Origin of the sequence: Albibacterium profundi, assembly GCF_042159835.1 — a bacterium.
GTDB lineage: Bacteria > Bacteroidota > Bacteroidia > Sphingobacteriales > Sphingobacteriaceae > Albibacterium > Albibacterium profundi.
In genome coordinates, this window is record NZ_JBBVGT010000002.1 from 811,693 (window position 1) to 837,142 (window position 25,450).

Consider the following 25,450-nt stretch of genomic DNA (forward strand, 5'->3'; position numbering starts at 1 on the left):
GAAGAATCAATTATTTCTCTTCTTTTTTATCATCCTTCTTGCTTGGTTTAGGAGTTACATCTGTGGGTTTCGATGATTTACTCTTACCTTCCTTCGCTGATTTAACAACCATCTCAGATTTATCGGAATTAAAATCAATCATCAACGTACTGCCCTCCACGAGCTCACCTTTGAGAATTTCTTCTGCAACAGGATCTTCCAGATATTTCTGTATCGCACGTTTTAACGGCCTTGCACCGAAGTTAGAGTCAAATCCTTTTTCAGCAATGTGTTTTTTAGCCGCATCGGTCAACTTAATTGTATACCCTAATCCTTCGATTCGTTCGAAAAGAGTTTTCAGCTCGATATCAATAATCTTGAATATTTCATCCTGACCAAGCGAGTTAAAGACGATGACATCATCTACCCTGTTAAGAAATTCAGGAGCAAAGGTACGCTTTAACGCATTTTCGATGACACTTCTTGAATGCGCATCTACCTGTCCTGCCTTGGCAGATGTGGTAAAACCTACACCCTGACCAAAGTCTTTTAGTTGTCGAGCACCAATATTCGATGTCATAATCACGATGGTATTACGAAAATCCACCTTTCTTCCAAGGCTATCGGTTAATTGACCCTCATCCAATACTTGTAATAATAAATTAAATACATCAGGGTGAGCTTTCTCGATTTCATCTAATAGAATAACCGAATACGGCTTTCTACGAATCTTTTCAGTCAGCTGCCCCCCTTCTTCATAGCCTACATACCCCGGCGGCGCACCAACCAGTCTCGATACGGCAAATTTTTCCATATACTCGCTCATGTCGATTTGAATCAAAGAATCTTCGCTGTCGAACATAAAGCGCGCAAGCTCTTTAGCTAACTCCGTTTTACCAACTCCAGTAGGTCCTAAGAAGATAAAGGAACCAATCGGTTTTTTAGGATCTTTCAATCCTGCTCGAGTACGTTGGATAGCACGTACCAGTTTCTGAACAGCATCATCTTGCCCGATAATTCGGTTCTTCATCGCCTCGCCCATACCCAATAGCTTCTGACTATCGGTCTGACCAACGCGTTGTACCGGTATGCCTGTCATCATCGAAACCACCTCAGCGACATTTTCTTCGCCAACAGTATAACGCTTAGTTTTGGTCTCTGCCTCCCAAGCCTTCTTTTCCTGCTCCAATTCATCTAACAGGCGCTTCTCGGTATCACGCAACTTAGCGGCCTCTTCGTATTTCTGGCTTCTGACCACCTTGTTCTTTTCAATCTTAATTTCTTCGATTTTCTCTTCGATATCAATAATCGATTGGGGAACATGAATATTATTCAGGTGAACACGTGAACCAGCTTCATCTAACGCGTCAATTGCTTTATCCGGCAAGAAACGATCAGTCACATATCGCGTAGTCAAGGTAACACAAGCATTAATTGCTTCAGGAGTATAGGAAACGCCGTGATGCTCTTCATATTTTTCCTTAATACGATTTAAGATTTCGACAGTTTCCTCATGTGTAGCTGGCTCAACAAGAACCTTTTGGAAACGACGATCTAGCGCGCCATCCTTTTCGATGAATTGTCTGTACTCATCGAGCGTCGTTGCACCAATGCATTGAATCTCTCCGCGAGCCAAAGCCGGCTTAAACATATTCGAGGCATCAAGTGAACCTGATGCACCTCCTGCACCTACAATGGTGTGAATCTCATCAATAAATAAGATTACATCAGGCGATTTCTCCAGCTCATTCATAACCGCCTTCATTCGCTCCTCGAACTGGCCTCGATACTTCGTGCCCGCAACTAAAGACGCTAAATCCAAAGTCACAACCCGCTTATTAAAAAGCACCCGTGACACTTTCCGTTGCACGATCCGTAAAGCTAAACCTTCCGCAATAGCCGACTTACCAACACCTGGCTCACCAATTAAGATTGGGTTGTTCTTCTTTCTTCGTGAAAGGATCTGAGAAACACGTTCTATTTCCTTTTCGCGCCCTACGATGGGGTCTAAACGACCTTCTTCGGCAGCGCGGGTCAAATCACGCCCGAAATTATCTAATACCGGGGTCTTCGATTTGATATCAGAAACCTTTTTCGGTTGTCCATAATCTTCTTCCTGATAATCATCATCTCCTGCAGCAGAGCTTGCCTGATCTGAGATTTCAGTTCGATTTTGTTCAACCTCGGCCTTAAAAATATCATAGTTAATGTTGTATTGTTGAAGTATCTGAGAAGCAATGTTGTCTTCATCTCTTAAAATTGACAACAATAAATGCTCTGTTCCAATAACATCACTCTTAAATATCTTAGCCTCTAAATAGGTAATTTTTAAAACTTTTTCAGCTTGTTTTGTTAGGGGTATGTTACCAAGATTTGCACTTGTAATAGAAGTACCTTTAACCGCTTCTTCTATTGATCGACGTAAGCGAGAAGTATCAACATCGTTGTTTTCAAGTATCCTGATCGCCATCCCGTCTCCTTCCCTGATTAGACCAAGCAACAAATGTTCTGTGCCGATATAATCATGCCCAAGTCTCAATGCCTCTTCCCTACTATAAGAAATGACATCTTTTACACGTGGCGAAAATTTCGCATCCATATTTATCCTTTTTTTATACGCTCTAATATATTAATAATCAACTAATCTATTAAAGGTTTTTTAAAGTTTTAACAAGAACTGAGCCACAGCCGTTAACCTGTCAACTTAGTATACTTTTTATGAAATAAAAGAAAAAATTGGCATAAAACGTTTATTAATGGCGATATTTGAAGAAACTAAGTAAGAAAATATGTCAGACGAGAAAATCATTTTTTCGATGGCTGGAGTGAGCAAAATCTATCCGCCACAGAAACAAGTTTTAAAAAATATCTATTTGTCTTTTTTTTATGGCGCCAAAATTGGCGTCATTGGTTTGAATGGATCAGGAAAATCGTCCCTGTTAAAAATTATTGCAGGAATCGACAAATCCTATCAGGGCGAAGTTGTTTTCTCCCCAGGCTATTCTGTCGGCCTGCTGGAACAAGAGCCAAAACTTGACCCTGAAAAAACAGTAAGAGCGACTGTTGAAGAAGGTTGTGCCGATATTATCGGCATTTTAAAGGAATACGAAGAAATTAATGAGAGGTTTGGTCTGCCAGAAGTTTATGAAGATTCCGATGCAATGGACAAATTAATGATCAGACAAGGCGAACTTCAGGATAAAATCGATGCAATGGGGGGCTGGGAGTTGGATAATAAACTGGAGCGGGCCATGGATGCTTTACGTTGTCCGGAACCAGATACTAAAATAGCTACACTCTCAGGAGGAGAACGTAGACGCGTGGCACTATGCCGACTTCTATTACAAGAGCCTGATGTTCTTCTACTCGACGAGCCAACAAACCACTTAGATGCTGAATCGATCGACTGGTTAGAACAACACCTACATCAATATAAAGGAACGGTGATAGCCGTTACACACGACCGTTACTTCTTAGATAACATAGCCGGTTGGATATTAGAGCTGGACCGTGGCGAAGGAATACCGTGGAAGGGCAATTACTCTTCCTGGCTTGACCAGAAAGCGAAGCGACTAGAACAAGAAGAAAAAACCGAAAGCAAACGCCAAAAAGCGCTTGAACGCGAATTAGAGTGGGCTAGAATGGCTCCTAAAGCGAGACATGCAAAATCAAAAGCCCGTCTTTCTAATTATGAAAAACTTGCTTCAGAAGAGACGAAAGAGCGTGAAGAAAAACTGGAACTATTCATCCCGCCGGGTCCGCGTTTAGGAAATATAGTTATTGAAGCGCAAAATGTAAGCAAGGCTTATGGAGATAAAATTTTATTTGAAGACCTTAACTTCTCCCTGCCTCCAGCAGGTATAGTAGGTATCATCGGGCCAAACGGTGCGGGCAAGACTACATTATTCCGCTTAATCACCGGACAGGAACAGCCCGACAAAGGAACGTTCAAGGTAGGTGAAACTGTGGTATTGGGCTATGTCGATCAGATGCATGACGATCTGGATCCAGAAAAATCCGTTTGGGAGAACATTACCGATGGACTGGATAACATCCAGTTAGGTAATCGAACCATCAACTCGCGTGCTTATGTTTCTAAATTCAATTTTAACGGAGCTGATCAACAAAAGAAAGTCGGTGTACTTTCCGGCGGAGAACGAAACCGAGTTCACTTGGCAATTACGCTAAAGAAAAGCTCAAACGTACTGTTGCTGGATGAGCCAACAAACGATATCGACATCAATACGCTTCGTGCCCTTGAAGAAGGTTTAGAGAATTTCGGTGGTTGTGCGGTGATTATTTCTCACGATCGGTGGTTTTTAGATCGGATTTGTACCCATATCCTAGCCTTTGAGGGTGACTCCCAAGTATACTTCTTTGAAGGAAACTACACCGAGTATGAAGAAAATAGAAAGAAACGCTTAGGCGATTACACCCCACAGCGAATTAAATACAAGAAACTAGGCTAAACACAGCCGAGTAAACAGGCTGATTTTAAACATCAAACTGAATCCATTTATCCCCATTGCCTCCATAGGTGAGGTATTGGGGGTAAATTATTTCTGCTAATAACTCGAGATCATCGGCAAGTTGGGATTCGTCATCCGATAAATTACTTTCTCTATCCACGAGATAAATACGATTATTCTTTACCGCATTCGTTTCCTTCCATTCGTCTAAGGAAAGTAACACAGCTAGATCACCGAACAGATGTTCAAAATGATCTGCTAATACCAAAATCAGGTCAGGATTGAACTTTCCACTGCCATCACCAACTTGTGCATCATAAACGCGGGCTCCCGCCATTCTCAGCAAACCAGACAGGCGTTCATTCATTTCATATTCAGGAGAATTAACAGCCGTCATGACCAGGACACGAGGTTTTTGATCTTCAGCAATAAATTTCAACTTGTGTATGACGATGTTGATCCGCTCTTCAAGATCAGCAGGAATGTGAATATCCATAGTTGTAACTTTGGTTACAAATGTACAAATTCACCTTAGGATATTTAGCACCCAAACAAAAGAAGTCGCCCACAAATGCAGGCGACTCCTTGTCAAAACTGATATCCTCAATAAAAATTGACGATAGTTTATTTATTCTGATAATGTAATTGTTCGGTCAATCGATACATTATCTCCCGATAATGGATTACCGTTCTCATCAACCAATGATAAATTGATAGTCACTTCACCTTTTGGAGCGTTTACAATTTCATAAGGCCCCCAGTTGTCTAAAAGAAAATCCTGACCGTTAACGGTAGCTTTCACTTTATTACCATCTGTTAGATCCGTGTTCCATAAATAGAAATCTAGTAATACACGTTCAGCATCAGCTCCTTTATATTCTCCTTTCGGACGACTGTAAAACAAAGATGCATCGGTTGGAAGATCCAGTTCTTCTATTGCGCCGTTCTCGTCAATACGAAAATGCTTTAATACCGCAGCGCCATCTTCTTTAATCGACTCGTGATATGAGCGTGACAAGAAAGACAACAAGTAATGCTCTGTTCCTGTTTTGACAGTAACAGAATGCTCAGGCTCATACAGCGCTGAATAAGGAGTATTATCCAAGATAAAGTGGATGTGTTGACCTTGACCAGAATTCGCCATATGATGAGCGTTTGAATCATCTGTATGTTCGGTCAGTGTGAAGTTTTCCACATTGTATTTAACTGTTATTTTAGCAGAGTCTGTACCCACTTTTTCAGATGTTAGAGACGCAACCTCAAGGTTTGCCCCTGGAAATATCTTTGAGTCTTCCACGGGTAATACTTCAATAGAACTTTCTATTGCAGCCTCGGTGCTGTCAGAGCTGGATGCATCGGAATTTTGACTTCCCGAGTTACAAGCTGTGAAACCTAAAGTTGCAAATGCGAGAGCGGCAAGGCTCAATTTAAATGTTTGTTTCATTGTTTTGATTTTTCTTCTATCTAATAATTATACTGTAACAAGTAAAACTAGCAATTGTTTACGAAATGGCGAATAAATAGCAAAATCGACAGGACATACTGAGGCAATTCATGATTTGTTAATAATTAAATAACCTGATTATCAAAAGGAAACACTAATTTACCAATAGAAAAAAACAGATATCCTTTTCTTTAAACGACCACTAACGATTAAACTTATGACATGGAAGAAATTCAATGGAGAGATTCTAGGTGAGGACATCCTTGAAGAAGCAAACCGTGTAATTGCGCGAGAGCACGAACTAGGCAATCATTTAAAAGTTTGTATCGGAACCGATTCGCAAGTGAAAGGCAATTTTATTGATTTCGCAACGGTAATTGTTTTCGTACGTGAAAAACGAGGTGCTTTTATGTTTATCCATCAGGAAAAAACGAAAGAAAAAATGGCTATTAAAACGCGAATGTTGGCTGAAGTACAGCGTTCCATCATGGTGGCCTACGATCTATGTCCTTTACTAGAGCGATATGAAATCGACCTCGAAGTACACGCAGACATCAATACGAATCCACAATTCAAGTCGAACCAAGCATTGCACGATGCTATGGGCTATATTTTAGGAATGGGGTTCGTTTTCAAAGCTAAACCTGAGGCGTTTGCTAGTTCAGCCTGTGCGAATAAGATGGTCCAATAGCTGGCTATTCCCTTTCATTATCATCCAAGACCGCCCTATGCTGTTTTATATGGCAAGAGACCCTATCTCCTTTTTTCAGCCCACTTCCCACATTCCGATATACCCGAAGATAGATTTCATCATTTCTGATCAAGAACTCTTCATAAAAGCCTCTAAAAAAAATGGAATCAACATAGAAAGAAGCGTCTTCATCGGCTTCGATATCAATCCATTCCGGATGAATCGCATAACATTTATGAGTAGCTTCCACGTTCAACGTACCCATCTGCTCTCGCCGTAAAATATTACTTTTTGCCAACATTCGTGCTATATACCTACTAGGCGGCTCGTTATATAAGGTAGATGGGTTGTCCACGGCAGCTAAATCACCGTCTTTCAGAATAACCAACTGATTGGCCATACCTAACACCTCCGCTGGGTCATGAGACACAATGATCACGCTTAACTTGCTCGTCTCCACAATAGCTTTCAAATCCCGTTGTAACTGATCACGAAAAGCCGCATCAACCTGATTGAAAGGCTCATCCATTAATAAAAGCAGCGGCTGTGTAACCAAGGCTCTGGCAATCGCCGCTCGCTGTTTTTCACCACCGCTCAGGTCACTTATCCGTTGATCCTTCAGATGTTCCATTCGCAAGGACTCCAGTATCTGCATCGTACGCTGAGCTTTGTGGTCTAAATTTTCATTACTTAAGCGAGACGCTACATTATCATAGACCGTCGCAAAAGTATTGAGGTCATCGAAACCTTGGGAAACCATACGCATCTCTGGATGTCCGGGCACAAGCTGTTCACTCGGCCCCTGCACCTGATAACCCCTAAAATGAATGTCTCCTTGATCGGGTTCAGACAATCCATAAATTAATCGCAATAAGGTGCTTTTACCGCTCCCACTCTTCCCAATGATTGCAGTAATTTCATTTTCCGCTACGCTAAAAGCAATATTTTGAAGTCCACCTGAATCACGATGGTCTGAAAACTTCTTCGAAACATTCCGTACGGCTAATAAGGGTAGATTGGGTTCATAACTAGCTGTTGCCGGTAATCCACATGAATCATTCGAGGGTAACACTGACATATATCAAATATGATTTATATATAGCAAAGTTACGAAAATAAGCGACTCTCTACCGATCGAATACGCCTTTAACATCAACCAGTAAGATTCCTTGATCAGTTTCATTGAACTGAACGACCTGATTACCACCCACCTGAAGGTTGCTTGCAACAAAATTGAGCACGCCACTTAGAACTTTCGGACGATCCCGAATCGGCGACTGATCTGATGTTTCACTTCGCTCAGAATGATTTTTAAGTTCCTGACTTTCCGTAAACTCTTCAAAAACGGGCTTTATAACTACGTTTTCACTCTCTACATTCGCTACTATTACTTCCGCGTTCATCGATTTTCCGACTTCCAGCTCATCAGCAAGAACCGCCACCCGATCAGGTGCTTCTGTGATAACCATTTCTTGGTCGGCCAGTTCGTTTTGAACCGCCATACTGGTTGACTCAACAGCCTGCATTCCCGGCTCCACCACCGTATGGACAGTTCCTGTTTCATTCACATTGCTACCCATTTGATTATAAGCCAAACGTCGCTCGTTGCGATCTTGCCCATCAGCAGTCGACGACTGGTCTGAATCGGCTTCTAAACCAAGAACCTCTTGACTATTTTGCTCAATAAAGCCATCGCTTTCTGTCTTGGACAAATCCTGGGGTGTCTTTGGAGCCAAATCATCTACCTTTTTGTTTTCTGCCGTTAGATAGATTTTTTCCTCACCCTGAAAGTTCCAAATGATAAAACCAAACAACAAGAGCCCGGCAGCAATTCTTATGACCCATGAAAGACTAATGACACGACCAAAGCGTGGAGTTTGGTGATTTAAAGTCACTTCCTGGTCCAATTCGGCCGAGATCTTACCCCATAGCGACGTTGGAACTTCTGAAGGATAGTTCTCCAGCTTCGATTTAAAAATGTCGTCAATATCCGGTTTACGATTTGATGCCATGTAATTCCCTTTCTATAATCTTCATTTTCTGCTGCAGGCGTGAACGTGCCCTTGATAACTGCGATTTAGACGCTCCTTCAGTAATATTCAATCGTTCAGCAATTTCCTTGTGAGAGAAGCCTTCAATTGAATACATATTAAACACCAAACGGTAGCCTGCCGGCAATTCGCGTATCATTTCCATCAACTCCGTGACAGTGGCTCGATCCGAGTCGATTGTTTGAAGACTCAGCTGGCCCTCATTATCTAGCGTATCAATGCTTGTTATGAATGTCTGCTTTTTGCATGCTTCAATCGCAGTATTCACTATTATTCTTCGCACCCAGCCTTCAAAAGAACCCTTTCCTGTAAAAGAGCTAATACGTTTAAATACCTTAATAAACCCGACCTGCATGATTTCCTCGGCCTCAAACTGACTATCTGCATATCGCAAACAAACGGTCATCATTTTCGGCGCATAAGCTTGATACAGCATTTCCTGTGCTTTTCTGTCATTTTTTATACAGCCCTCTAACAAGCTCTCTAGGTTCATGTAGGTCAGTGATCGTTGTTTTAAAAGAAAAGCATAAGTCCAAAGCTAAGGTTTTTCAAGCCCTTTTGGTCGGGACTATCAATAAACATATCATTAAAATAGTATTTGGTGTAGACACCGAAACTGCCAACACCTAAGCGCGCAAAACCACCGTAAGTAACCGGAGCAAAATTAAACCCATCTTTTACCTTTTGTTTTCCTTCTTCATCACTTTTAAACTTTTGACTGCCTTGCAATAGAATTCCCATTACAGGTCCTACTGCTAGTTTTATTCGGTTGCCATTGTCATCAGCAGGTGTTTGGAACTCAAAAGTCAAGGGAATGCGAAGATAACTGGATGAAAAACGATTCTTACTATAGTTGATCGACGATTCCATATACGCTAGAGGCTTCGTATCTTCTGCCATAATAATATCCTTTTCCAAGCGAATATGCGTCCAGTCGAACCCTGCTGCTGCGAGTATACGGAACTGATTGCTGAACTTGTAGCCCATTTGCAGAACGTCGAAGCCAACGTTAACTGATTTCCATCCTCTGTACTCTAGGAACTCGTTTTCCGGTGTTAATGCAAGCTTACCATCGTCCATTAACTTCGTCAAACCCAAATCAAAGCGTGCGAAAGTTATGCCCGCAAATACACGGCCTTCATCATTATCGTCGTCCGACTGACTGGAGTCTCCTGAAACGATATCCTTACCAGTCGAATCCTTTATGCGCTTGTCAATCTCTTCTTTGCCATATTCAAATATTATTTTGACTTTTTTCTTTTCACCGTTCCGGTCAATTTCCACAACAGTACTGTCCGCTACCCTTCTTATCGAATCTGGATTTCGTTGATTCTCAGCTCTTTCCTGTGCTATTACGCTGGTCACCCCTAGAGTTAATGCCAATCCTAAAAGTATGATTGATTTCATATTTCTTCGCTTAATGATGTTTAATTTATTAATTTTCATTGATTTAATTATAAAGTTTGTTCTCGCAGTCGTTTATTTTATAAGCTTATTATCTATTAGACTGTCTAAGAAGAGAAAAGGTTGCACCGAATAGAAAATATATTATAATTTTACCTAAAAAATCTGATACATTGAAAGGAATTATACTTGCCGGAGGTTCCGGCACACGATTACACCCACTCACATTAGCGGTCAGCAAGCAATTAATGCCGGTTTACGATAAGCCGATGATCTATTATCCGTTATCTACGTTAATGCTAGCTGGCATTCGGGAGATTCTAATTATTTCAACACCTCATGATTTGCCTCAATTCAAAAAATTATTGGGGACGGGCGCAGACCTTGGTTGTAAATTCAGTTACTCAGAACAAGCTACCCCCAATGGTTTAGCTCAGGCATTCGTAATTGGTAAAGAGTTTATCGGCAATGATAAGGTGGCTTTAATCCTTGGTGACAATATATTTTATGGAGACGGCATCTCTAAGCTCTTGCAACAGAAGACACTAGACGAAGGGGCTACGATATTCGCCTATCAGGTATCTGACCCCGAACGATACGGTGTGGTCGAATTTGACGATGACAACCAGGTGATCTCTATTGAAGAAAAGCCAGCTCAACCCAAATCTGATTACGCAGTTCCCGGACTTTATTTTTATGATAATTCTGTTATCCAGATTGCAGAAAATTTGGAGCCTTCCGCACGCGGCGAATATGAAATCACGGATGTAAATAAGGCCTATTTAGAGCAACGTAAATTACATGTAGGTATCTTCAGTCGCGGTACCGCCTGGCTGGATACCGGAACCTTCCCTTCACTTATGCAAGCAGGACAGTTTGTCCAAGTTATTGAAGAACGTCAGGGCTTAAAAATCGGCTGCATCGAAGAGGTGGCCTATCGGATGAATTTTATTGACGGCGAACAATTACGGAAAATTGCAGAACCGCTTGTAAAAAGCGGATACGGCCAATATTTGTTAGAAAAAGTACTTAAAAAAGTTAAATAAGATTTATGAAAATCGCATTAATAACTGGAATTACCGGACAAGACGGGGCTTATTTAGCAGAATTCCTGTTGAAAAAGGGATATTTTGTTCATGGTGTTAAACGTCGCAGTTCTCTATTTAATACAGACCGCATTGACCATCTATACCAAGATCCACATGAGAAAGAAAGACGCTTCAAATTGCACTATGGAGATTTGACCGATGCGACCAATCTGATTCGCATTGTGCAGGAAGTTCAACCGGATGAGATATATAATCTAGCTGCACAGAGCCATGTCAAGGTCAGCTTTGACACACCAGAATACACAGCTAACGCCGACGGACTTGGAACCTTACGCTTGCTTGAAGCTGTCCGTATTTTAGGGATGACTGATAAATGCAGAATTTATCAAGCTTCAACATCTGAATTGTACGGTTTGGTGCAAGAAGTTCCACAAAATGAAAACACCCCTTTTTATCCTCGTTCGCCTTACGCTGTAGCTAAATTGTATGCCTATTGGATTACGGTTAACTACCGAGAAGCCTATAAGATGTATGCTTGCAATGGCATCTTGTTTAATCACGAAAGTCCGGTACGGGGCGAGACCTTTGTTACCAGAAAAATTACTCGCGGCGTTAGCAAGATTGCTTTAGGGCTCCAAGATTGCTTATACCTAGGGAATTTATCTGCACAGCGAGATTGGGGTCATGCGAAGGACTATATTGAAGCTATGTGGCTTATGTTACAACAGGACACACCCGAAGATTATGTAATTGCTACCGGTATCACCACCACTGTGCGCGAGTTCGTAAGACAGAGCTTTGAAGAAATTGGTATCGAAGTGGAATTCGCCGGCAAAGATGAGAATGAAAAAGGCGTTATTGTCGACTTTGATGAGGAGCGAGTTGCTGCCTACGGATTAAACAAAGAAAGCATCAAGATGGGACAGACCGTCGTGCGTGTCGACCCTCGATACTTTAGACCGACAGAAGTTGAATTACTTATCGGTGACGCTTCTAAAGCAAATAAGCAACTGGGATGGAAACCAAAATATGGCTTAGCTGCCCTTATAGAGGAGATGATGCAATCTGATATCAAAGAGATGCAGAAAGACGATTATCTTAAAAAAGGCGGCTTCAAAATCTTCAATTATTTCGAATAATGAAGCCGCGAAAGAACACCTTATCTCTTTAAAGTGGTCTTATCCATACATTTCGGAAACTTACGGGATTGCCGTGATCTTGCAAAGAGATTGGTCCTGGTCCATGCGCCTTATATTTCGGTAAACCGATGTATTCCGTAGTGCCTTCTAATTCGACATTGTTCTGAACAAGGATACCATTATGCAGCACGGTTACTCTTGCTTTTGACTTCACACTACCGTCTTCATTAAAGCGAGGAGCAGTCCAGATAATATCATAAGTATGCCATTCGCCCGGCTTTTTTACTGCTGAAACCAGGGGAATATGTTGTTTGTAAACACTTGCTGCTTGTCCGTTTACATACGTTTTATTATTGTACGTGTCTAATACTTGTATTTCATAGATGCCTTGCATGAAAACACCGCTATTCCCGCGTCCTTGACCTTCTCCTTTTATCACTAAGGGACTGCGCCATTCGATATGCAATTGGTAGTCCTCAAATTGCTGTTTGGTTTCTATACCTCCCGAGCCTGGCTTGACGGTAAAAATCCCATCTTCGACCGTCCATGGGGCCGCCTTTTTATCGTTCGAGCTAACCCATGCGTCGAGCGATGAACCATCAAACAGCACAATGGCATCAGATGGAACGTGGTTTTCACCTTCTATGGTGACCGTTTTCGGGACTGGCGTCCACACTTCGGTATCTTCAGGTTTCATTTTTTCTTGCGCTTGAACGCTCAAACATGCACTGACTAAAACACTAGCGGCTAAAAAGTACTTCATTAGAATTGTTTTATTTGGTTTTTAAATTTATAGACTTAAGAAAAAGCATTGATGCCCGTAATATCTAATCCGGTAATCAATAGATGTATATCGTGCGTGCCTTCGTAGGTCACCACGGATTCCAAGTTCATCATGTGGCGCATAATCGAATATTCACCTGTAATCCCCATAGCTCCCAATACCTGTCGCGACTCGCGGGCAATCTTCAGAGCAACTTCAACACTGTTTCGTTTTGCCATGGAGATCTGAGCTGGTGTAGCACGATCTTCGTTTTTCAATTGAGAAAGTCGCCATACAAGCAACTGTCCTTTAGTGATTTCAGTGATCATTTCCGCCAATTTCTTCTGTTGCAATTGAAAGCCTGCTATTGGTTTCCCAAATTGTGTCCGTTCTTTCGAGTATCGCAATGCCGTATCATAACAATCCATTGCCGCGCCCAAGGCTCCCCAAGATATACCATATCTCGCTTGATTTAGGCAACTTAGCGGCCCTTTCATCCCTTTCACGTTTGGCAGAATATTCGCTTTAGGTATTCTAGCATGATCGAAAACCAATTCGCCTGTAGCCGATGCACGCAAACTCCATTTGTTATGTGTTTCGGGCGTCGTAAAGCCTTCCGTATTCCGTTCCACGATGATGCCATGAACTACATCTTGTTCATTTTTCGCCCATACAATGGCAAGGTCAGCAAAAGGCGCATTGCTAATCCACATCTTACTCCCATTAAGGATGATATCATCGCCGTCTTCCGTATAGCTGCATAGCATATCTGACGGATTTGAACCATGATCGGGCTCCGTAAGACCAAAACACCCCATGAGCTCTCCGCTCGCAAGCTTTGGCAGATACTTACGCTTTTGTTCTTCATCACCGAAAGCAAAAATGGGATACATGACCAGCGATCCTTGCACGGAGGCGGTCGACCGGATCCCTGAATCTCCTCTTTCCAGCTCCTGCATCATGATTCCATAGGCAAGATAATCCAAGCCGGAACCACCATATTCTTGTGGCACGGTTGGCCCGAACAGCCCAAGTTCAGCCATTTCTGGCAAAAGCTCTTTGGGAAATGTTGCTTCCTGCGCGTGCTGTTCGATAACCGGCAACAATTTCTTATTGACCCAAGTTCTGACCGTGGAGCGAATCATTTTATGCTCCTCGGAAATCAACTCATCCAATAAATAATAGTCCGGCGACTGGTAATTACTCATAATAACAAAAAATGAGGTTTATGTCTTCCCAAATGTACAATATTTGAATTATAATTTCCCCTGCTTAAAAAAATATTTAGATTTGCTCTATGGGGAGAATCGTTTATATTGAATTAGAAAATGCGCGCTTTTTTGCATATCACGGATTCTATCCGGAAGAGCAGATTCTAGGTAATGAATATGAAATCTCCATAAAAACCCAATATGATTTTGCTGAGCTTGATACGGAGGACCTGGAGCATACGGTCAACTACGAAGCACTCTACCAGATCGCCAAAGATGTTATGAGCCGACCGAAAAAACTCCTGGAAACTGTAGCCAACGAAATTCTTGATGAACTGATCAAGCAATTTCCAAGCGTTAAGCAGGCTGAGGTACACATCGTAAAAACAAACCCTCCCTTTGGTGGCGACCGAGCGAATGCAAAAGTTAGCTTACTGTGGACAAATTAATTTTTAAAGAATGGAATTCACTCCAATAAACCAAGATATACTTAAACAGATTATCAGCATAACAGGTGAAGAAAGAACGTTTTACAAACAAGAAGATATAGAACGTTATTCCCACGATGAAACCGAAGATTTGATCTTTCATCCAGAGGTGGTAGCACTTCCTGAATCTGCTGAAGAGGTGTCGGCGCTCGTAGAGCTTTGTAATGAGCATCAAATCCCGATTACACCACGCGGTGCTGGAACGGGATTAAGCGGAGGAGCGTTACCAATTCATGGGGGACTGGTGATTTGCATGGAACGGATGAACAAGCTGATCGAAATAGATGAGCGTAACTTACAAGCAACCTTGGAGCCCGGTGTTATCACAGAGAACCTCATTGACGCGGTCGCCGAGAAAGGCTTGCTTTACCCAGTCGATCCGGCGAGCAAAGGATCCTGCTTTATTGGGGGGAATGTTGCCCACGGAAGCGGTGGACCACAGGTAGTCAAGTATGGCACCATCCGAGAATACATACTAAACCTAGAGGTCGTACTTCCATCAGGAGAAATCATCTGGACTGGCGCGAACACCTTAAAGTTTTCATCGGGCTATAACCTCACTCAGTTAATGATTGGATCCGAAGGAACGCTCGGCATTGTGACTAAAGTTGTCGTAAAGTTGATTCCTAAACCGAAAGAGAATATTCTTATGTTAGCCTCTTTTAAATCGAATGAAGCTGCATGTGAAGCCGTCTCTCGAATATTTATGGCCGGGCAAACCCCTTCGTCCCTAGAATTTATGGAGCGCAAGGGCGTGGAGTGGGTTATAAAATACGATCAAATCGCTTTTACCTTGGTTGATGGCATTGAAGCATTCTTACTAATCGAGGTCAACGGAGACAGTATGGATGAATTATTCTTACAATGTGAGCAGATCAACATCGTATTAGAAGAAAATGATTGCCAAGACGTATTATTAGCTGACACCAGCGCACAAAAAGAAGCCTTGTGGAATATGCGCCGCACGATGGCTGTTTCTGTGAAATCCAATTCGGTCTACAAAGAAGAAGACACCGTGGTCCCACGCGCTGAGCTCCCTAAGCTGATTAAAGGGATTAAGGAAATTGGCGCCCGTTACGGATTTGAATCGGTTTGCTATGGTCACGCAGGAGACGGAAATCTACACGTGAATATTATCAAAGAGAACATGAGCGACGAGGACTGGAACCATAAGTTAGACGATGGTATCAAAGAGATCTTTGAACTGACGGTCAACTTGGGCGGCACACTCTCTGGCGAACATGGCATTGGCTATGTACAGAAAGACTATATGCCGCTTAAGTTCAATGCCACTCACATCGCTTTGATGCACGGCATCAAAAACGTGTTTGACCCAAAGGGAATCATGAATCCGGGAAAGATGTTCAACTCTCCTGCTTAAAACATCACAGAAAAGAACATTTTTAGTCGCAACTCTTACATTGAAGACAATATGTCATGCAAACCACAAAGACACATGACATATTGTCCTATTTATTTACTAAAACTTCTCTTTTTAGCAAACGGTCTATAATTTGATTCTTGTGTAAGTGAAATTAAAAAATAGAAAATCACTTAAAATAAAGGAACAACATGATGACACGTACAAAATCACTTCAAAAAAATCACAGCGTAGACCCTTGGCTCAACGATGTGTTCAACTCATTTTTCAATGACCACGGATTGAGCAACAGTTTTTCTAGTAAAAGCCCTGCAGTAAACATCGTGGAAAAAGACAACGGCTTTGAAATCGAATTAGCAACTCCGGGCCTTAAAAAGGAGGACTTCAATATCAGCATTGAGAAAAATGTGCTGACCATCAGCGCAGAAACCAAAAGCGAGGAAAATGTAGAAGAAAAAAAATACAACAAACGGGAATTTAACTATACGTCGTTCTCCCGTAGCTTTACTCTTCCGGACAACATCAACGATGAAGACGTTAATGCAAAATACGATGACGGCGTCTTGACCGTCTCGCTAAACAAAAAAGAAGAAGTCGACACCAAGAAGACGGTTGTAATTTCTTAACGTAAAAAAAACAAAACAAAAAAGTGGGAACCCAAGTCTAGGATTCCCACTTTTTTTATGGCCAAGCCGAAAGTTTGAGCATGACCTCGTTCTACTTATTTACCTATCAGTTTTCTATCAACTCCCTATTGCACCCGGTCCCCATGGTGGAAACAGGAAACCAAACGCGTTCCGTTGGACAGTCTCCCCCCAGCTACCTAAAACAAGGGCATCGAAAGCCCCAAAAAGGTGCATTTACTTTAGCATATTGTTGCATAAGTACGCATAGCGTTTCAAAACTTGGTTATTCATAGGCGCTTGAGCATATTCGCGAATTAGTTAATTTTTTTATAAATATATTATGGCAATTATCGATAAAAAAGGAAAGATCCGGGGTAAAATAGGAAACTACATTCACCGCGAGGTAAATGGCAAGCAGGTTTTGCAATCGACTCCCGGGTCAATAAAACCCAAAGGTGGGACTATTGAGATGAACAAGCACTTTCGTAGTGCGGCAGAGTTGAGCGGCATGGTCTACCGAGATCTTAAAAACTACGCGTGGGATCGCTCGTATAGCTACCTTCATGGGCGATTGACCGGCTTGTTGAGACATTTATCCCTCCCAGACTACGAGGAAATGGAGGGTGGACATTACATGGCGCTCGACAGAAACGACAGCCTAAGACACCTGTTCCCGATATTACCAACCGCGGTCAAAACCGGGAATCGTCTCCGTATCAATATTCCGAAAGTCAATACGACTAAAAGAAACAAGAAATTGGCAAACGCTGACTATGCGGCATACGAAGTCACCCTGATGGGCTTCGCAACTGACGAGAAGGACGAAAGCAACCCGCACATCCTTCAGGTAGTCAACACTGATCGTTTCAAGATTGCGAATGGTTTCGACAAGAAGCATATTGACATCGACCTAAGCGAGGCCCTCACGTTCAACAGCGGCTTATTGCTCGCCCTGATTCGCGCCGAACTTTTTCAGTTCAAAAATTCGGCAGCCTTCTTGAATTCTAAGGAAATCAATCCAGTAAGTATACTAGGGACGTGGAAACTGAGTTGAGAGACATAACCCTTAACTCAGTTTTAGCTTTTTCTGAATATCCTGCACGTAAGACCGGAACTTCTTGTCTGTTTCAATAAGATCTACTACAGTTTGGCATGCGTAAATAACGGTCGAATGATCGCGCCCTCCGAAGAAGGAACCGATCGACTTTAACGAGGTTTTTGTATGACTTTTCGCCAAGTACATCGAGATTTGTCGGGCTTGAACGATTTCTCTTTTGCGAGTTTTCGACTTCACCATTTCAACCGGGACCTCAAAGTAATCACATACCAACTTTTGGATATAGTCGATCGAGATTTCCTTATGGCTATTCTTAATAAAGTTTTTAAGCATCGACTTCGCTAGATTCAAGTCGATCTCCTTCTTGTTCAATGTAGACTGCGCCAAGAGAGACACCATTGCGCCTTCCAGTTCCCTGACATTATTGTCAATATTATTGGCTACATACTCTACCACCTCGTAGGGCAGGTCGATACCATCAGAATACATCTTTTTCTGAAGGATCGCCATGCGGGTTTCAAGGTCAGGAACCTGCATATCTGCAGACAAACCCCATTTAAAGCGACTTAACAGGCGCTCAACTAAGCCCGACAAATCCTTCGGAGGCTGATCGGACGTTAAAATGATCTGTTTTCCCGACTGATGCAAATGATTGAAGATATGAAAAAAGATATCTTGTGTCTTTTCTTTATTCGCAAAGTTATGCACGTCATCCATGATAATCACGTCCATCGCTTGATAGAAATTCACAAAATCATTGATTGTTCTGTTTTTTAACGAATCTACAAATTGTTGGCAGAACCGTTCGCAGGAAACATAAATGACTAGCTTATCTGGGTGGTTCTTTTTAATTTCATTACCAATAGCTTGGACAAGATGCGTTTTACCCAAGCCTACACCGCCGTACACCATCAGGGGGTTAAAAGATGTCCCGCCTGGTTTCTGCGCAACAGCGTAGCCAGCGGACCGCGCTAGACGATTGCAATCCCCTTCTATAAAATTATCAAACGTATAGTTTTGATTTAACTGAGGGTTAACTTGCAGCTTCTTGAGACCAGGAATTACGAACGGATTTTTAATGTCTTTATTCAACGCTACAGGCACTGGTATAGATTGCTTATTCGCTGCAGATCCGTTACCATTGGAAGGAATGTTTGTTGTATACGGATTACTGTTCGATGAATTTTCAACAACAATATTATATTCCAACCTTCCGTTCTCTCCCAACTGCTGCTTAATAGTTTTACGTAACAGACCTACAAAATGTTCCTCAAGCCATTCGTAAAAGAATAAGCTTGGCACCTGAATGGTTAATACATCACCCTCAAGACGTAGGGCTTTGATCGGCTCAAACCACGTGGTAAAACTTTGTGCTGGAATATTATCTTTAATCACTTGAAGGCAATTCTTCCATACGTCCGTACACGTTTTTTCCATGTTTATTTTCTTAATATTCTGATTTACAATACTCGCGGGTTTTTATGTTAATAACCCTTTGGAAAATCGAAGGTCATAAAAAAAAAGTATTAAAAAAAGTTAATTTTAAATAAAGGAACAACTAATTGAAATACAGCGTATTATATCAAATAAAACAACAATACTACTCTATTAGTTAGGTTTAAATTTTATTTATCAACATTCTCGAATAAGCACTTTTTCCTCTTCTTAATTCAGGTAAAAATCAACCCATTTTTCCCGTCTTAATATAGGCAAAAAAGACTCTATTTGCGAAATAAAAAATGCAATTATTCCTAGCGTATTGATGTTCACTATTTTGAGGATATTTTATTCAAGTAACTCTTTCATAATTTATTGCCTAAACTCACCGAAAATCCCTCTCAACACGTTGGCGATTTCACCTAATGTTGCGTAAGATTCAACCGCATCTAAAATAAAAGGCATTGTATTCTGACCGTTCCTCGCAGCCTCCTTCAGTTTCATTAACGCATCGGTTACTTTTTCTTGAGCTCTTTCCTTTTTCAGCGCCTGCAACTTTTGAACCTGCAGTTGTCGGATTTGATCGTCTACACGAAAAAGACCTTCCTGTCTAGATTCCTCTTCGACAAACCTATTAACTCCAACGACAATTTGCTCCCGACTTTCTATCTTAAGCTGATGGTCATAAGCTGCACGCGATATTTCATCTTGCATAAAGCCTACTTCTATCGCTTTGACTGCACCACCGATCACATCGATTTGTTCCATATATCCGACGGCCGACTTCTCAAGTTCGTCGGTTAAACTCTCGACAAAGAAAGAACCTCCGAGGGGATCGACTGTATTAGCAACCCCACTTTCATAAGCGATGATCTGTTGCGTTCTCAACGCGATCTTAGCCGCCTTCTCGGTTGGCAACGAGATTGCTTCGTCATAGCCATTGGTATGTAGCGACTGTGCACCACCCAAAACGGCAGCTAATGCCTGATTGCTTACCCGCACAATATTATTGTGCGGCTGTTGAGCTGTCAGGGTTGACCCACCTGTTTGCGCATGAAAACGTAGTGATTGGGCTTTCGGGTTGCTTGCACCCATATCCCTCGTAATTTTGGCCCACATTCTCCGAGCAGCTCGAAACTTAGCGATTTCTTCGAAAAAGTCGTTGTGGCAATTAAAGAAGAACGACATACGTGCAGAAAACTGATTAATATCCAAGCCTTTCTCAATAGCAGCCAATAAATACGCTTTGCCATTCGCCAGCGTAAAAGCAAGCTCTTGTGCTGCGGTTGACCCCGCTTCACGGATATGATAACCTGAAACGGAAATGGTATTCCAACGTGGCACATGTTCATTACAATATTCAAAAACATCTGTAATAAGTCGCATCGATGGCTTGGGGGGATAGATATAGGTGCCTCGTGCGATGTACTCTTTTAGGATATCATTTTGGATAGTTCCGGAGAGCTGCGCCAAATCGGTTCCCTTTTTCTTGGCAACGGCGATATACATCGCCAACAGAATAGAAGCCGTGGCATTAATGGTCATGGAAGTCGTAATTTTCCCCAAATCGATACCATCAAAAAGCACTTCCATGTCAGCGAGCGAGTCGATCGCAACGCCAACCTTTCCGACTTCACCCTCGGCCATAACGTCATCCGAGTCATAACCGATCTGCGTTGGCAGATCGAAAGCTACAGACAAGCCGGTCGTCCCTTGGTTCAATAGATAATGATAACGCTTATTCGACTCTTCGGCTGTCGAATACCCGGCATATTGACGCATTGTCCACAATCGTCCGCGGTACATATCTTTCCGAATACCCCGAGTAAAGGGAAAATCGCCCGGAAGTTCTTCCATCGGTCTACAATAGGCATATAATTCTTTAACCTCGATGCCCGAGGATGTATGTCGTTTTTCCGTCATAATTCATAAAGTTAATCTTTTCAGATGGCTTTTGCAGCGATAAACCACATCCGTCCCTTCGAAACGATAAGGAGAAAAACAATTCTGATTATTTTGCTGTATATTTGTAACAGTATATTTAGACATAAAACAATATAGCAATGGTAGAAGAAACTTCAACAATTTCCCCAGTTTCATTTACAGAAGGGGCTGTTCGCGAACTAAATAAGCTTAGAGATCAGCAAGAAATAGGAGAAGACTTTGGTTTACGCATCGGTGTAGAAGGCGGAGGCTGCTCCGGATTGAATTATATCTTAGGTTTTGACCAAAAGAAGGAGGGCGATACCGAATATACGATTGATGGTGTCCGCGTGTTTATGAATCAAGCACATGGCTTGTACTTGGCCGGCATGCAAATAGACTTCCAAAGCGGCTTAAACGCACGTGGCTTCATCTTTAACAATCCGAATGCAGAATCAACCTGTGGCTGCGGCACATCGTTTTCTGCTTAATTTACTGAAAAGAAACCGTGATTAAATTGAAAGTGAGGTGCTACTCTCAAGGCCGTTTACACAGATAATAGACTTTGTTCTATTTAGCAATATTTTTATTGCTTGTTGTGCAATGGCTCAGGTAGGGTTAACGTATCTTCTTTTGAACACGCCAATCGACTATCCGACCGTTTTTTTCACGGGTTGTGGCACGCTGTTCCTTTATAATTTCAGCATGATCATGGCCAAACCAGCAAACCCCTTGGCTTCACCGCACCGACGGGTGCACTGGATTTATTCTCACTACAGGCTTGTGCTGTTTGTGAGTGCGTTCGCCTTGGTGGCGATGGTTCCGCTTGCGTTTCGATTTTCCATACCTACGCTCACCCTACTCGCACTGACGGGTTTGATCGCCATTTCTTATAACCGCCCACTATTCCGGTCACTTTCCAATCTACGCAACCTACCCGGTGCCAAGCTTTTTATTATATCCATTGTATGGACGCTCAGCTGTGTATGTGTGCCGATTGTCGAGCTGGGAGCGAGGGGCTATGCTGTGACTTGGACCGATACTTTTTTATTGGCAACCAAGCGCTTTATGTTTATTACTGCTATTACCATTCCGTTTGATATACGTGACTTGTTCCAAGACAAAAAATACAATCTGAAAACATTGCCGGTTCTACTGGGAGGCAAGAAATCGTTGTTATTGTGCCAAAGTCTCCTCATCATGTATATTGCGATTTTGTTAATCTTTGTGGATCAGATCTCTTCGGATACGATCGCTCTAATACTGGTCACTTTACTAACCGGATGGCTCATCTTCAAATCAAAATGGAAAAAGAATGAATATTTTTATTTCCTATTCTTAGATGGTACGCTAATCCTCCAATTCCTAAGCGTGTTTATTTTTCACCTGTTAACTGGCTCCTTGTAGCTGTTGATAGCCCGCAATCACCTTGTCTGCTAAAACTTTAGATATTTTATAGTAAGACTCGACCGTCCATCCGGCAACATGCGGCGTTAAAACAACATTGTCGAGGCTGGCTAATTTAGAAAACCACTCCTGTTTCTGTTGTTCTATGACCTTTTCGATGGGAAGAACATCTAAACAGGCTCCCAAAATCATCTTCTTATCAATTGCCTCTAAAATAGCTTCGATATCTACAATTCCACCTCGGGCACCATTCAAGAAGAAAATGGGCTTTTTAAACTTTTGAAGAAAATCCCGATCGACCATTGCGCGTGTTTCGGTTGTCAGAGGAATGTGCAGACTCAAAACATCTGCCTTTTCGAACAACTCATCCATAGCAACCTCCTGCACGACTTCAGTACCAAATCCTGTTTTATATTTATCATAGGCAAGTATTTCAACATCAAAACCACTCAGTTTCCTTGCCATCGCACTGCCATTGTTTCCATAACCAATTAACCCAACCGTGCGACCCGTCAACTCAATTCCTCGATTCTCTTCTCTCCGCCACTGACCGTGTCGTACCTCAGCATCAGCAACGATAATTTTATTAAATAAAGCAAGAAGCATCCCTAGCATATGTTCGGCCACCGCGTCACAGTTACCCTCAGGAGCTGATACCAATGCTATGTTTTTACTTTCCGCGTAGACCGTGTCAATATTATCAACGCCCGCACCGGCACGCCCAATAATTTTCAATTTCAGTCCACGATCTAAAAAAGGGACATCGACTTTAAATTTTGACCGGACAATAAGCCCGTCGTAATCACCTATCACCGACGCAGCTTGTCTATGTTGAATATCAGGTTGATAGTCGACTTGAATACCCGCTTTTTCCACCGATTCTATAAAAACCGGATGAATATCATCAACAATCAATAGTTTAAATTCATTCTTATTCATTCGTTATTCTTGATTCTGTTATTTCATTAGTCAATTCGACAAAGTCCGCTACCGACAACCGCTCTGCTCTTAAATCCAAAAAACGGCTTTCATTCATCCTGTCTTTATTTATCAACGACGAAAGGGCATTCCTTAGCGTCTTTCGACGTTGGTTGAAGCCCGCTTTGACCACTTGCTTAAATAATTTCTCATCACAATCGAGATGCTCTACGTGATTTCTGCTTAAGCGAATCACTCCCGATAGAACTTTCGGCGGAGGGTTAAATGCCCCTGCTTTCACGGTAAACAGATATTTCATATCATAATAAGCCTGTAGCAGCACACTCAGGATACCGTATTCTTTGCTGCCCGGTTGCGCAATACAACGCTGGGCCACCTCCTTTTGAAACATACCGACAACCTGGTTGACCTGTTGTCTTTCATCAAGTATCTTAAATAGTATTTGCGATGAAATATTATATGGGAAGTTGCCGATGATCGCAACCGGCTGATCGCCTACCAAATTGGAAAGTGGCAAAGCGAGAAAATCATGCAATATCAATCGATCTTTTAGCGCTGGGTACTTTTCATGTAGATATTGAATCGACTCCTTATCGATATCAATAAACCACGTATTTTTCTTTCTTTCGATCAGAAAATCAGATAAAACTCCCATGCCGGGGCCAACTTCAACCACAGCGTCCAGCCCATCCGTCATTTCTAATGCATCAACAATTTTTCTCGCGGTGTTCTTATCGGTCAGAAAGTGCTGCCCTAAATGCTTTTTCGCTTGTACCGTCATAAATATGGTGGATAGATAGCACAAAGGTACGTGAATATTTAAAAGAATAAAGATGGAGGCGACTTAGCAAATTGAATTAATCTAGCATTTTTTATACTTTTGATTTCATAAAGCATGAACATGAGCGAAAAGAAATTAAAAGTTGGAGTATCCATCGGAGATGTGAACGGTATTGGTCTTGAGGTGATTATCAAAACCTTTGCGGACCAAAGAATTACCGATTTCTGCACACCTATCGTATACGGAAATACAAAAATAGCTTCCTATTACCGTAAGAATATCGGTTTAAACGATTTTAGTTTTCATGTTATAAACCATCCCGACCAAGCGAATGAAAAACGCGCAAATATGATTAATTGCTGGGATGAGGATGTAAAAATTACACCGGGAGAAGAGAACGAAACGGGTGGAAAGTATGCATTCCTATCGCTCGAAGCTGCTATGAACGATCTTCTAGAAGGAAAATTAGATGCGCTGGTCACGGCTCCGATCAATAAAAATTCCATTCAGAGCGATTCCTTCAGCTTTCCAGGACATACCGAGTACTTACAGTCACGCACCGGCGCGAAAGATTCACTTATGTTTATGATCAGTGACAACTTACGAATTGGAGTGGTTACTGGTCACGTTCCACTGAAAGATGTGTCGGATAAAATCACGAGCGAACAGATTGTATCCAAACTACAGGTCATGAACCAATGTCTACGAAACGACTTTTGGATAGAAAAGCCGAAGATTGCGGTGCTGGGTTTAAACCCCCATGCTGGTGACAATGGCCTCATTGGAACCGAGGAGAAAGAAATAATTGAGCCGGCTATTGAACGTGCTCACGAGCTTGATATTTTTGCTTTCGGGCCCTATCCGGCCGATGGTTTTTTCGCGGGCAATAACTATAAGAACTTTGACGGCATTCTTGCCATGTACCACGATCAGGGTTTAATTCCGTTCAAATATATCGCTTCACATAATGGAATTAATTTCACAGCCGGCTTGCCTATTGTTCGCACTTCCCCTGATCATGGAACCGCATTCGATATTGCAGGGAAGAATATGGCGTCGGCAGATTCTTTCAGATCAGCCTTATTTGCAGCTCTGAATATTGTAAAACAGAGAGAAGAACAAAAAATCCTTCTTTCTAACACATTAAAAACAAAAAGACTATCGAAAGACAGGGACTAATACAGCTATTATCTAAAATACTTTCACAAGTT

At 42.0% G+C, this 25,450-nt stretch carries 24 protein-coding genes; 11 read left to right on the forward strand and 13 right to left on the reverse strand.

The window, feature by feature from the left end:
* Positions 1-10: 10 nt before the first annotated feature.
* The gene (locus tag WKR92_RS05065; protein WP_375556735.1) at positions 11-2,578 is read right to left on the reverse strand and encodes an ATP-dependent Clp protease ATP-binding subunit; all 2,568 of its coding nucleotides are present in this window, start codon (positions 2,576-2,578) and stop codon (positions 11-13) included.
* A gap of 190 nt (positions 2,579-2,768) precedes the next feature.
* Here WKR92_RS05065 and ettA point away from each other — a divergent pair, with 190 nt between their 5' ends.
* Positions 2,769-4,448: an energy-dependent translational throttle protein EttA gene (gene ettA / locus WKR92_RS05070; RefSeq protein WP_375556736.1), complete on the forward strand. Its 1,680-nt coding sequence runs from the start codon at positions 2,769-2,771 to the stop codon at positions 4,446-4,448.
* Positions 4,449-4,473: 25 nt separating this feature from the next.
* On the opposite strand, the gene WKR92_RS05075 is transcribed toward ettA, so the two are convergent.
* Together WKR92_RS05075 and WKR92_RS05080 are read right to left on the reverse strand one after the other, a co-directional pair.
* A complete protein-coding gene (locus tag WKR92_RS05075; RefSeq protein ID WP_375556737.1) occupies positions 4,474-4,944 on the reverse strand; it encodes a substrate-binding domain-containing protein in 471 nt (156 codons plus the stop codon).
* A gap of 132 nt (positions 4,945-5,076) precedes the next feature.
* Positions 5,077-5,892, reverse strand: a complete 816-nt coding sequence (locus WKR92_RS05080; RefSeq protein ID WP_375556738.1) for a hypothetical protein — start codon at positions 5,890-5,892, stop codon at positions 5,077-5,079.
* A gap of 217 nt (positions 5,893-6,109) precedes the next feature.
* Here WKR92_RS05080 and WKR92_RS05085 point away from each other — a divergent pair, with 217 nt between their 5' ends.
* Positions 6,110-6,583: a ribonuclease H-like YkuK family protein gene (locus tag WKR92_RS05085; protein WP_375556739.1), complete on the forward strand. Its 474-nt coding sequence runs from the start codon at positions 6,110-6,112 to the stop codon at positions 6,581-6,583.
* A 4-nt stretch (positions 6,584-6,587) separates the two neighbouring features.
* Here the strand turns inward: WKR92_RS05085 and WKR92_RS05090 are convergent, their stop codons facing one another.
* From WKR92_RS05090 to WKR92_RS05105, 4 genes are read right to left on the reverse strand one after another with little or no spacing between them, the layout of a single operon-like run.
* A complete protein-coding gene (locus tag WKR92_RS05090) occupies positions 6,588-7,661 on the reverse strand; it encodes an ABC transporter ATP-binding protein (protein WP_375556740.1) in 1,074 nt (357 codons plus the stop codon).
* A gap of 49 nt (positions 7,662-7,710) precedes the next feature.
* Positions 7,711-8,595 (reverse strand): hypothetical protein, encoded by an 885-nt coding sequence (locus tag WKR92_RS05095; protein ID WP_375556741.1) that lies wholly within the window; start codon positions 8,593-8,595, stop codon positions 7,711-7,713.
* Entirely contained in the window at positions 8,579-9,127 is a 549-nt protein-coding gene (locus WKR92_RS05100; RefSeq protein ID WP_375556742.1) for an RNA polymerase sigma factor, read from the reverse strand. The genes WKR92_RS05095 and WKR92_RS05100 overlap by 17 nt, the downstream gene beginning before the upstream one ends.
* Before the next feature lie 20 nt (positions 9,128-9,147).
* Entirely contained in the window at positions 9,148-10,041 is an 894-nt protein-coding gene (locus WKR92_RS05105; protein ID WP_375556743.1) for an outer membrane beta-barrel protein, read from the reverse strand.
* Positions 10,042-10,211: 170 nt separating this feature from the next.
* Here WKR92_RS05105 and rfbA point away from each other — a divergent pair, with 170 nt between their 5' ends.
* The gene (rfbA, locus tag WKR92_RS05110) at positions 10,212-11,084 is read left to right on the forward strand and encodes a glucose-1-phosphate thymidylyltransferase RfbA (protein ID WP_375556744.1); all 873 of its coding nucleotides are present in this window, start codon (positions 10,212-10,214) and stop codon (positions 11,082-11,084) included.
* A gap of 5 nt (positions 11,085-11,089) precedes the next feature.
* The gene (gene gmd, locus WKR92_RS05115) at positions 11,090-12,226 is read left to right on the forward strand and encodes a GDP-mannose 4,6-dehydratase (RefSeq protein WP_375556745.1); all 1,137 of its coding nucleotides are present in this window, start codon (positions 11,090-11,092) and stop codon (positions 12,224-12,226) included.
* A gap of 28 nt (positions 12,227-12,254) precedes the next feature.
* On the opposite strand, the gene WKR92_RS05120 is transcribed toward gmd, so the two are convergent.
* Positions 12,255-12,989, reverse strand: a complete 735-nt coding sequence (locus WKR92_RS05120; protein ID WP_375556746.1) for a 3-keto-disaccharide hydrolase — start codon at positions 12,987-12,989, stop codon at positions 12,255-12,257.
* A gap of 35 nt (positions 12,990-13,024) precedes the next feature.
* Positions 13,025-14,197 (reverse strand): acyl-CoA dehydrogenase family protein, encoded by a 1,173-nt coding sequence (locus WKR92_RS05125; protein WP_375556747.1) that lies wholly within the window; start codon positions 14,195-14,197, stop codon positions 13,025-13,027.
* Between the two features lie 89 nt (positions 14,198-14,286).
* Between WKR92_RS05125 and folB the strand changes: the two genes are divergently transcribed.
* From folB to WKR92_RS05145, 4 genes are all read left to right on the forward strand, one after another.
* Positions 14,287-14,649, forward strand: a complete 363-nt coding sequence (folB, locus tag WKR92_RS05130; protein ID WP_375556748.1) for a dihydroneopterin aldolase — start codon at positions 14,287-14,289, stop codon at positions 14,647-14,649.
* A 10-nt stretch (positions 14,650-14,659) separates the two neighbouring features.
* On the forward strand, positions 14,660-16,069 hold the full coding sequence (locus tag WKR92_RS05135) for an FAD-binding oxidoreductase (protein WP_375556749.1): 1,410 nt from the start codon (positions 14,660-14,662) through the stop codon (positions 16,067-16,069).
* A 191-nt stretch (positions 16,070-16,260) separates the two neighbouring features.
* Positions 16,261-16,695, forward strand: a complete 435-nt coding sequence (locus WKR92_RS05140) for an Hsp20/alpha crystallin family protein (RefSeq protein WP_375556750.1) — start codon at positions 16,261-16,263, stop codon at positions 16,693-16,695.
* Between the two features lie 340 nt (positions 16,696-17,035).
* The gene (locus WKR92_RS05145) at positions 17,036-17,749 is read left to right on the forward strand and encodes a hypothetical protein (protein ID WP_375556751.1); all 714 of its coding nucleotides are present in this window, start codon (positions 17,036-17,038) and stop codon (positions 17,747-17,749) included.
* 12 nt (positions 17,750-17,761) lie between these two features.
* Here the strand turns inward: WKR92_RS05145 and dnaA are convergent, their stop codons facing one another.
* Both dnaA and WKR92_RS05155 read right to left on the reverse strand, forming a co-directional pair.
* A complete protein-coding gene (dnaA, locus tag WKR92_RS05150; protein WP_375556752.1) occupies positions 17,762-19,189 on the reverse strand; it encodes a chromosomal replication initiator protein DnaA in 1,428 nt (475 codons plus the stop codon).
* A gap of 372 nt (positions 19,190-19,561) precedes the next feature.
* A complete protein-coding gene (locus WKR92_RS05155) occupies positions 19,562-21,112 on the reverse strand; it encodes an acyl-CoA mutase large subunit family protein (RefSeq protein ID WP_375556753.1) in 1,551 nt (516 codons plus the stop codon).
* 140 nt (positions 21,113-21,252) lie between these two features.
* Between WKR92_RS05155 and WKR92_RS05160 the strand changes: the two genes are divergently transcribed.
* Together WKR92_RS05160 and WKR92_RS05165 are read left to right on the forward strand one after the other, a co-directional pair.
* Positions 21,253-21,603 (forward strand): HesB/IscA family protein, encoded by a 351-nt coding sequence (locus tag WKR92_RS05160; RefSeq protein WP_375556754.1) that lies wholly within the window; start codon positions 21,253-21,255, stop codon positions 21,601-21,603.
* A 142-nt stretch (positions 21,604-21,745) separates the two neighbouring features.
* The gene (locus WKR92_RS05165) at positions 21,746-22,519 is read left to right on the forward strand and encodes a UbiA family prenyltransferase (protein WP_375556755.1); all 774 of its coding nucleotides are present in this window, start codon (positions 21,746-21,748) and stop codon (positions 22,517-22,519) included.
* Here WKR92_RS05165 and WKR92_RS05170 read toward each other — a convergent pair.
* Complete coding sequence (locus WKR92_RS05170; RefSeq protein WP_375556756.1) at positions 22,502-23,458, reverse strand: NAD(P)-dependent oxidoreductase; 957 nt, start codon at positions 23,456-23,458, stop codon at positions 22,502-22,504. The two genes, WKR92_RS05165 and WKR92_RS05170, sit on opposite strands and share 18 nt — an antisense overlap.
* Complete coding sequence (gene rsmA / locus WKR92_RS05175) at positions 23,451-24,239, reverse strand: 16S rRNA (adenine(1518)-N(6)/adenine(1519)-N(6))-dimethyltransferase RsmA (protein ID WP_375556757.1); 789 nt, start codon at positions 24,237-24,239, stop codon at positions 23,451-23,453. The genes WKR92_RS05170 and rsmA overlap by 8 nt, the downstream gene beginning before the upstream one ends.
* 120 nt (positions 24,240-24,359) lie before the next feature.
* Between rsmA and pdxA the strand changes: the two genes are divergently transcribed.
* Complete coding sequence (gene pdxA, locus WKR92_RS05180; protein ID WP_375556758.1) at positions 24,360-25,418, forward strand: 4-hydroxythreonine-4-phosphate dehydrogenase PdxA; 1,059 nt, start codon at positions 24,360-24,362, stop codon at positions 25,416-25,418.
* Positions 25,419-25,450: the final 32 nt, after the last annotated feature.

Excerpts from the sequence above, each read along its gene's own strand:
- WKR92_RS05065 (WP_375556735.1), bottom strand. The coding sequence starts at position 2,578 with ATGGATGCGAAATTTTCGCCACGTGTAAAAGATGTCATTTCTTATAGT.
- ettA (WP_375556736.1), top strand. The coding sequence starts at position 2,769 with ATGTCAGACGAGAAAATCATTTTTTCGATGGCTGGAGTGAGCAAAATC.
- WKR92_RS05075 (WP_375556737.1), bottom strand. The coding sequence starts at position 4,944 with ATGGATATTCACATTCCTGCTGATCTTGAAGAGCGGATCAACATCGTC.
- WKR92_RS05080 (WP_375556738.1), bottom strand. The coding sequence starts at position 5,892 with ATGAAACAAACATTTAAATTGAGCCTTGCCGCTCTCGCATTTGCAACT.
- WKR92_RS05085 (WP_375556739.1), top strand. The coding sequence starts at position 6,110 with ATGACATGGAAGAAATTCAATGGAGAGATTCTAGGTGAGGACATCCTT.
- WKR92_RS05090 (WP_375556740.1), bottom strand. The coding sequence starts at position 7,661 with ATGTCAGTGTTACCCTCGAATGATTCATGTGGATTACCGGCAACAGCT.
- WKR92_RS05095 (WP_375556741.1), bottom strand. The coding sequence starts at position 8,595 with ATGGCATCAAATCGTAAACCGGATATTGACGACATTTTTAAATCGAAG.
- WKR92_RS05100 (WP_375556742.1), bottom strand. The coding sequence starts at position 9,127 with ATGAACCTAGAGAGCTTGTTAGAGGGCTGTATAAAAAATGACAGAAAA.
- WKR92_RS05105 (WP_375556743.1), bottom strand. The coding sequence starts at position 10,041 with ATGAAATCAATCATACTTTTAGGATTGGCATTAACTCTAGGGGTGACC.
- gmd (WP_375556745.1), top strand. The coding sequence starts at position 11,090 with ATGAAAATCGCATTAATAACTGGAATTACCGGACAAGACGGGGCTTAT.
- WKR92_RS05120 (WP_375556746.1), bottom strand. The coding sequence starts at position 12,989 with ATGAAGTACTTTTTAGCCGCTAGTGTTTTAGTCAGTGCATGTTTGAGC.
- WKR92_RS05125 (WP_375556747.1), bottom strand. The coding sequence starts at position 14,197 with ATGAGTAATTACCAGTCGCCGGACTATTATTTATTGGATGAGTTGATT.
- folB (WP_375556748.1), top strand. The coding sequence starts at position 14,287 with ATGGGGAGAATCGTTTATATTGAATTAGAAAATGCGCGCTTTTTTGCA.
- WKR92_RS05135 (WP_375556749.1), top strand. The coding sequence starts at position 14,660 with ATGGAATTCACTCCAATAAACCAAGATATACTTAAACAGATTATCAGC.
- WKR92_RS05140 (WP_375556750.1), top strand. The coding sequence starts at position 16,261 with ATGATGACACGTACAAAATCACTTCAAAAAAATCACAGCGTAGACCCT.
- WKR92_RS05145 (WP_375556751.1), top strand. The coding sequence starts at position 17,036 with ATGGCAATTATCGATAAAAAAGGAAAGATCCGGGGTAAAATAGGAAAC.
- dnaA (WP_375556752.1), bottom strand. The coding sequence starts at position 19,189 with ATGGAAAAAACGTGTACGGACGTATGGAAGAATTGCCTTCAAGTGATT.
- WKR92_RS05155 (WP_375556753.1), bottom strand. The coding sequence starts at position 21,112 with ATGACGGAAAAACGACATACATCCTCGGGCATCGAGGTTAAAGAATTA.
- WKR92_RS05160 (WP_375556754.1), top strand. The coding sequence starts at position 21,253 with ATGGTAGAAGAAACTTCAACAATTTCCCCAGTTTCATTTACAGAAGGG.
- WKR92_RS05170 (WP_375556756.1), bottom strand. The coding sequence starts at position 23,458 with ATGAATAAGAATGAATTTAAACTATTGATTGTTGATGATATTCATCCG.
- rsmA (WP_375556757.1), bottom strand. The coding sequence starts at position 24,239 with ATGACGGTACAAGCGAAAAAGCATTTAGGGCAGCACTTTCTGACCGAT.
- pdxA (WP_375556758.1), top strand. The coding sequence starts at position 24,360 with ATGAGCGAAAAGAAATTAAAAGTTGGAGTATCCATCGGAGATGTGAAC.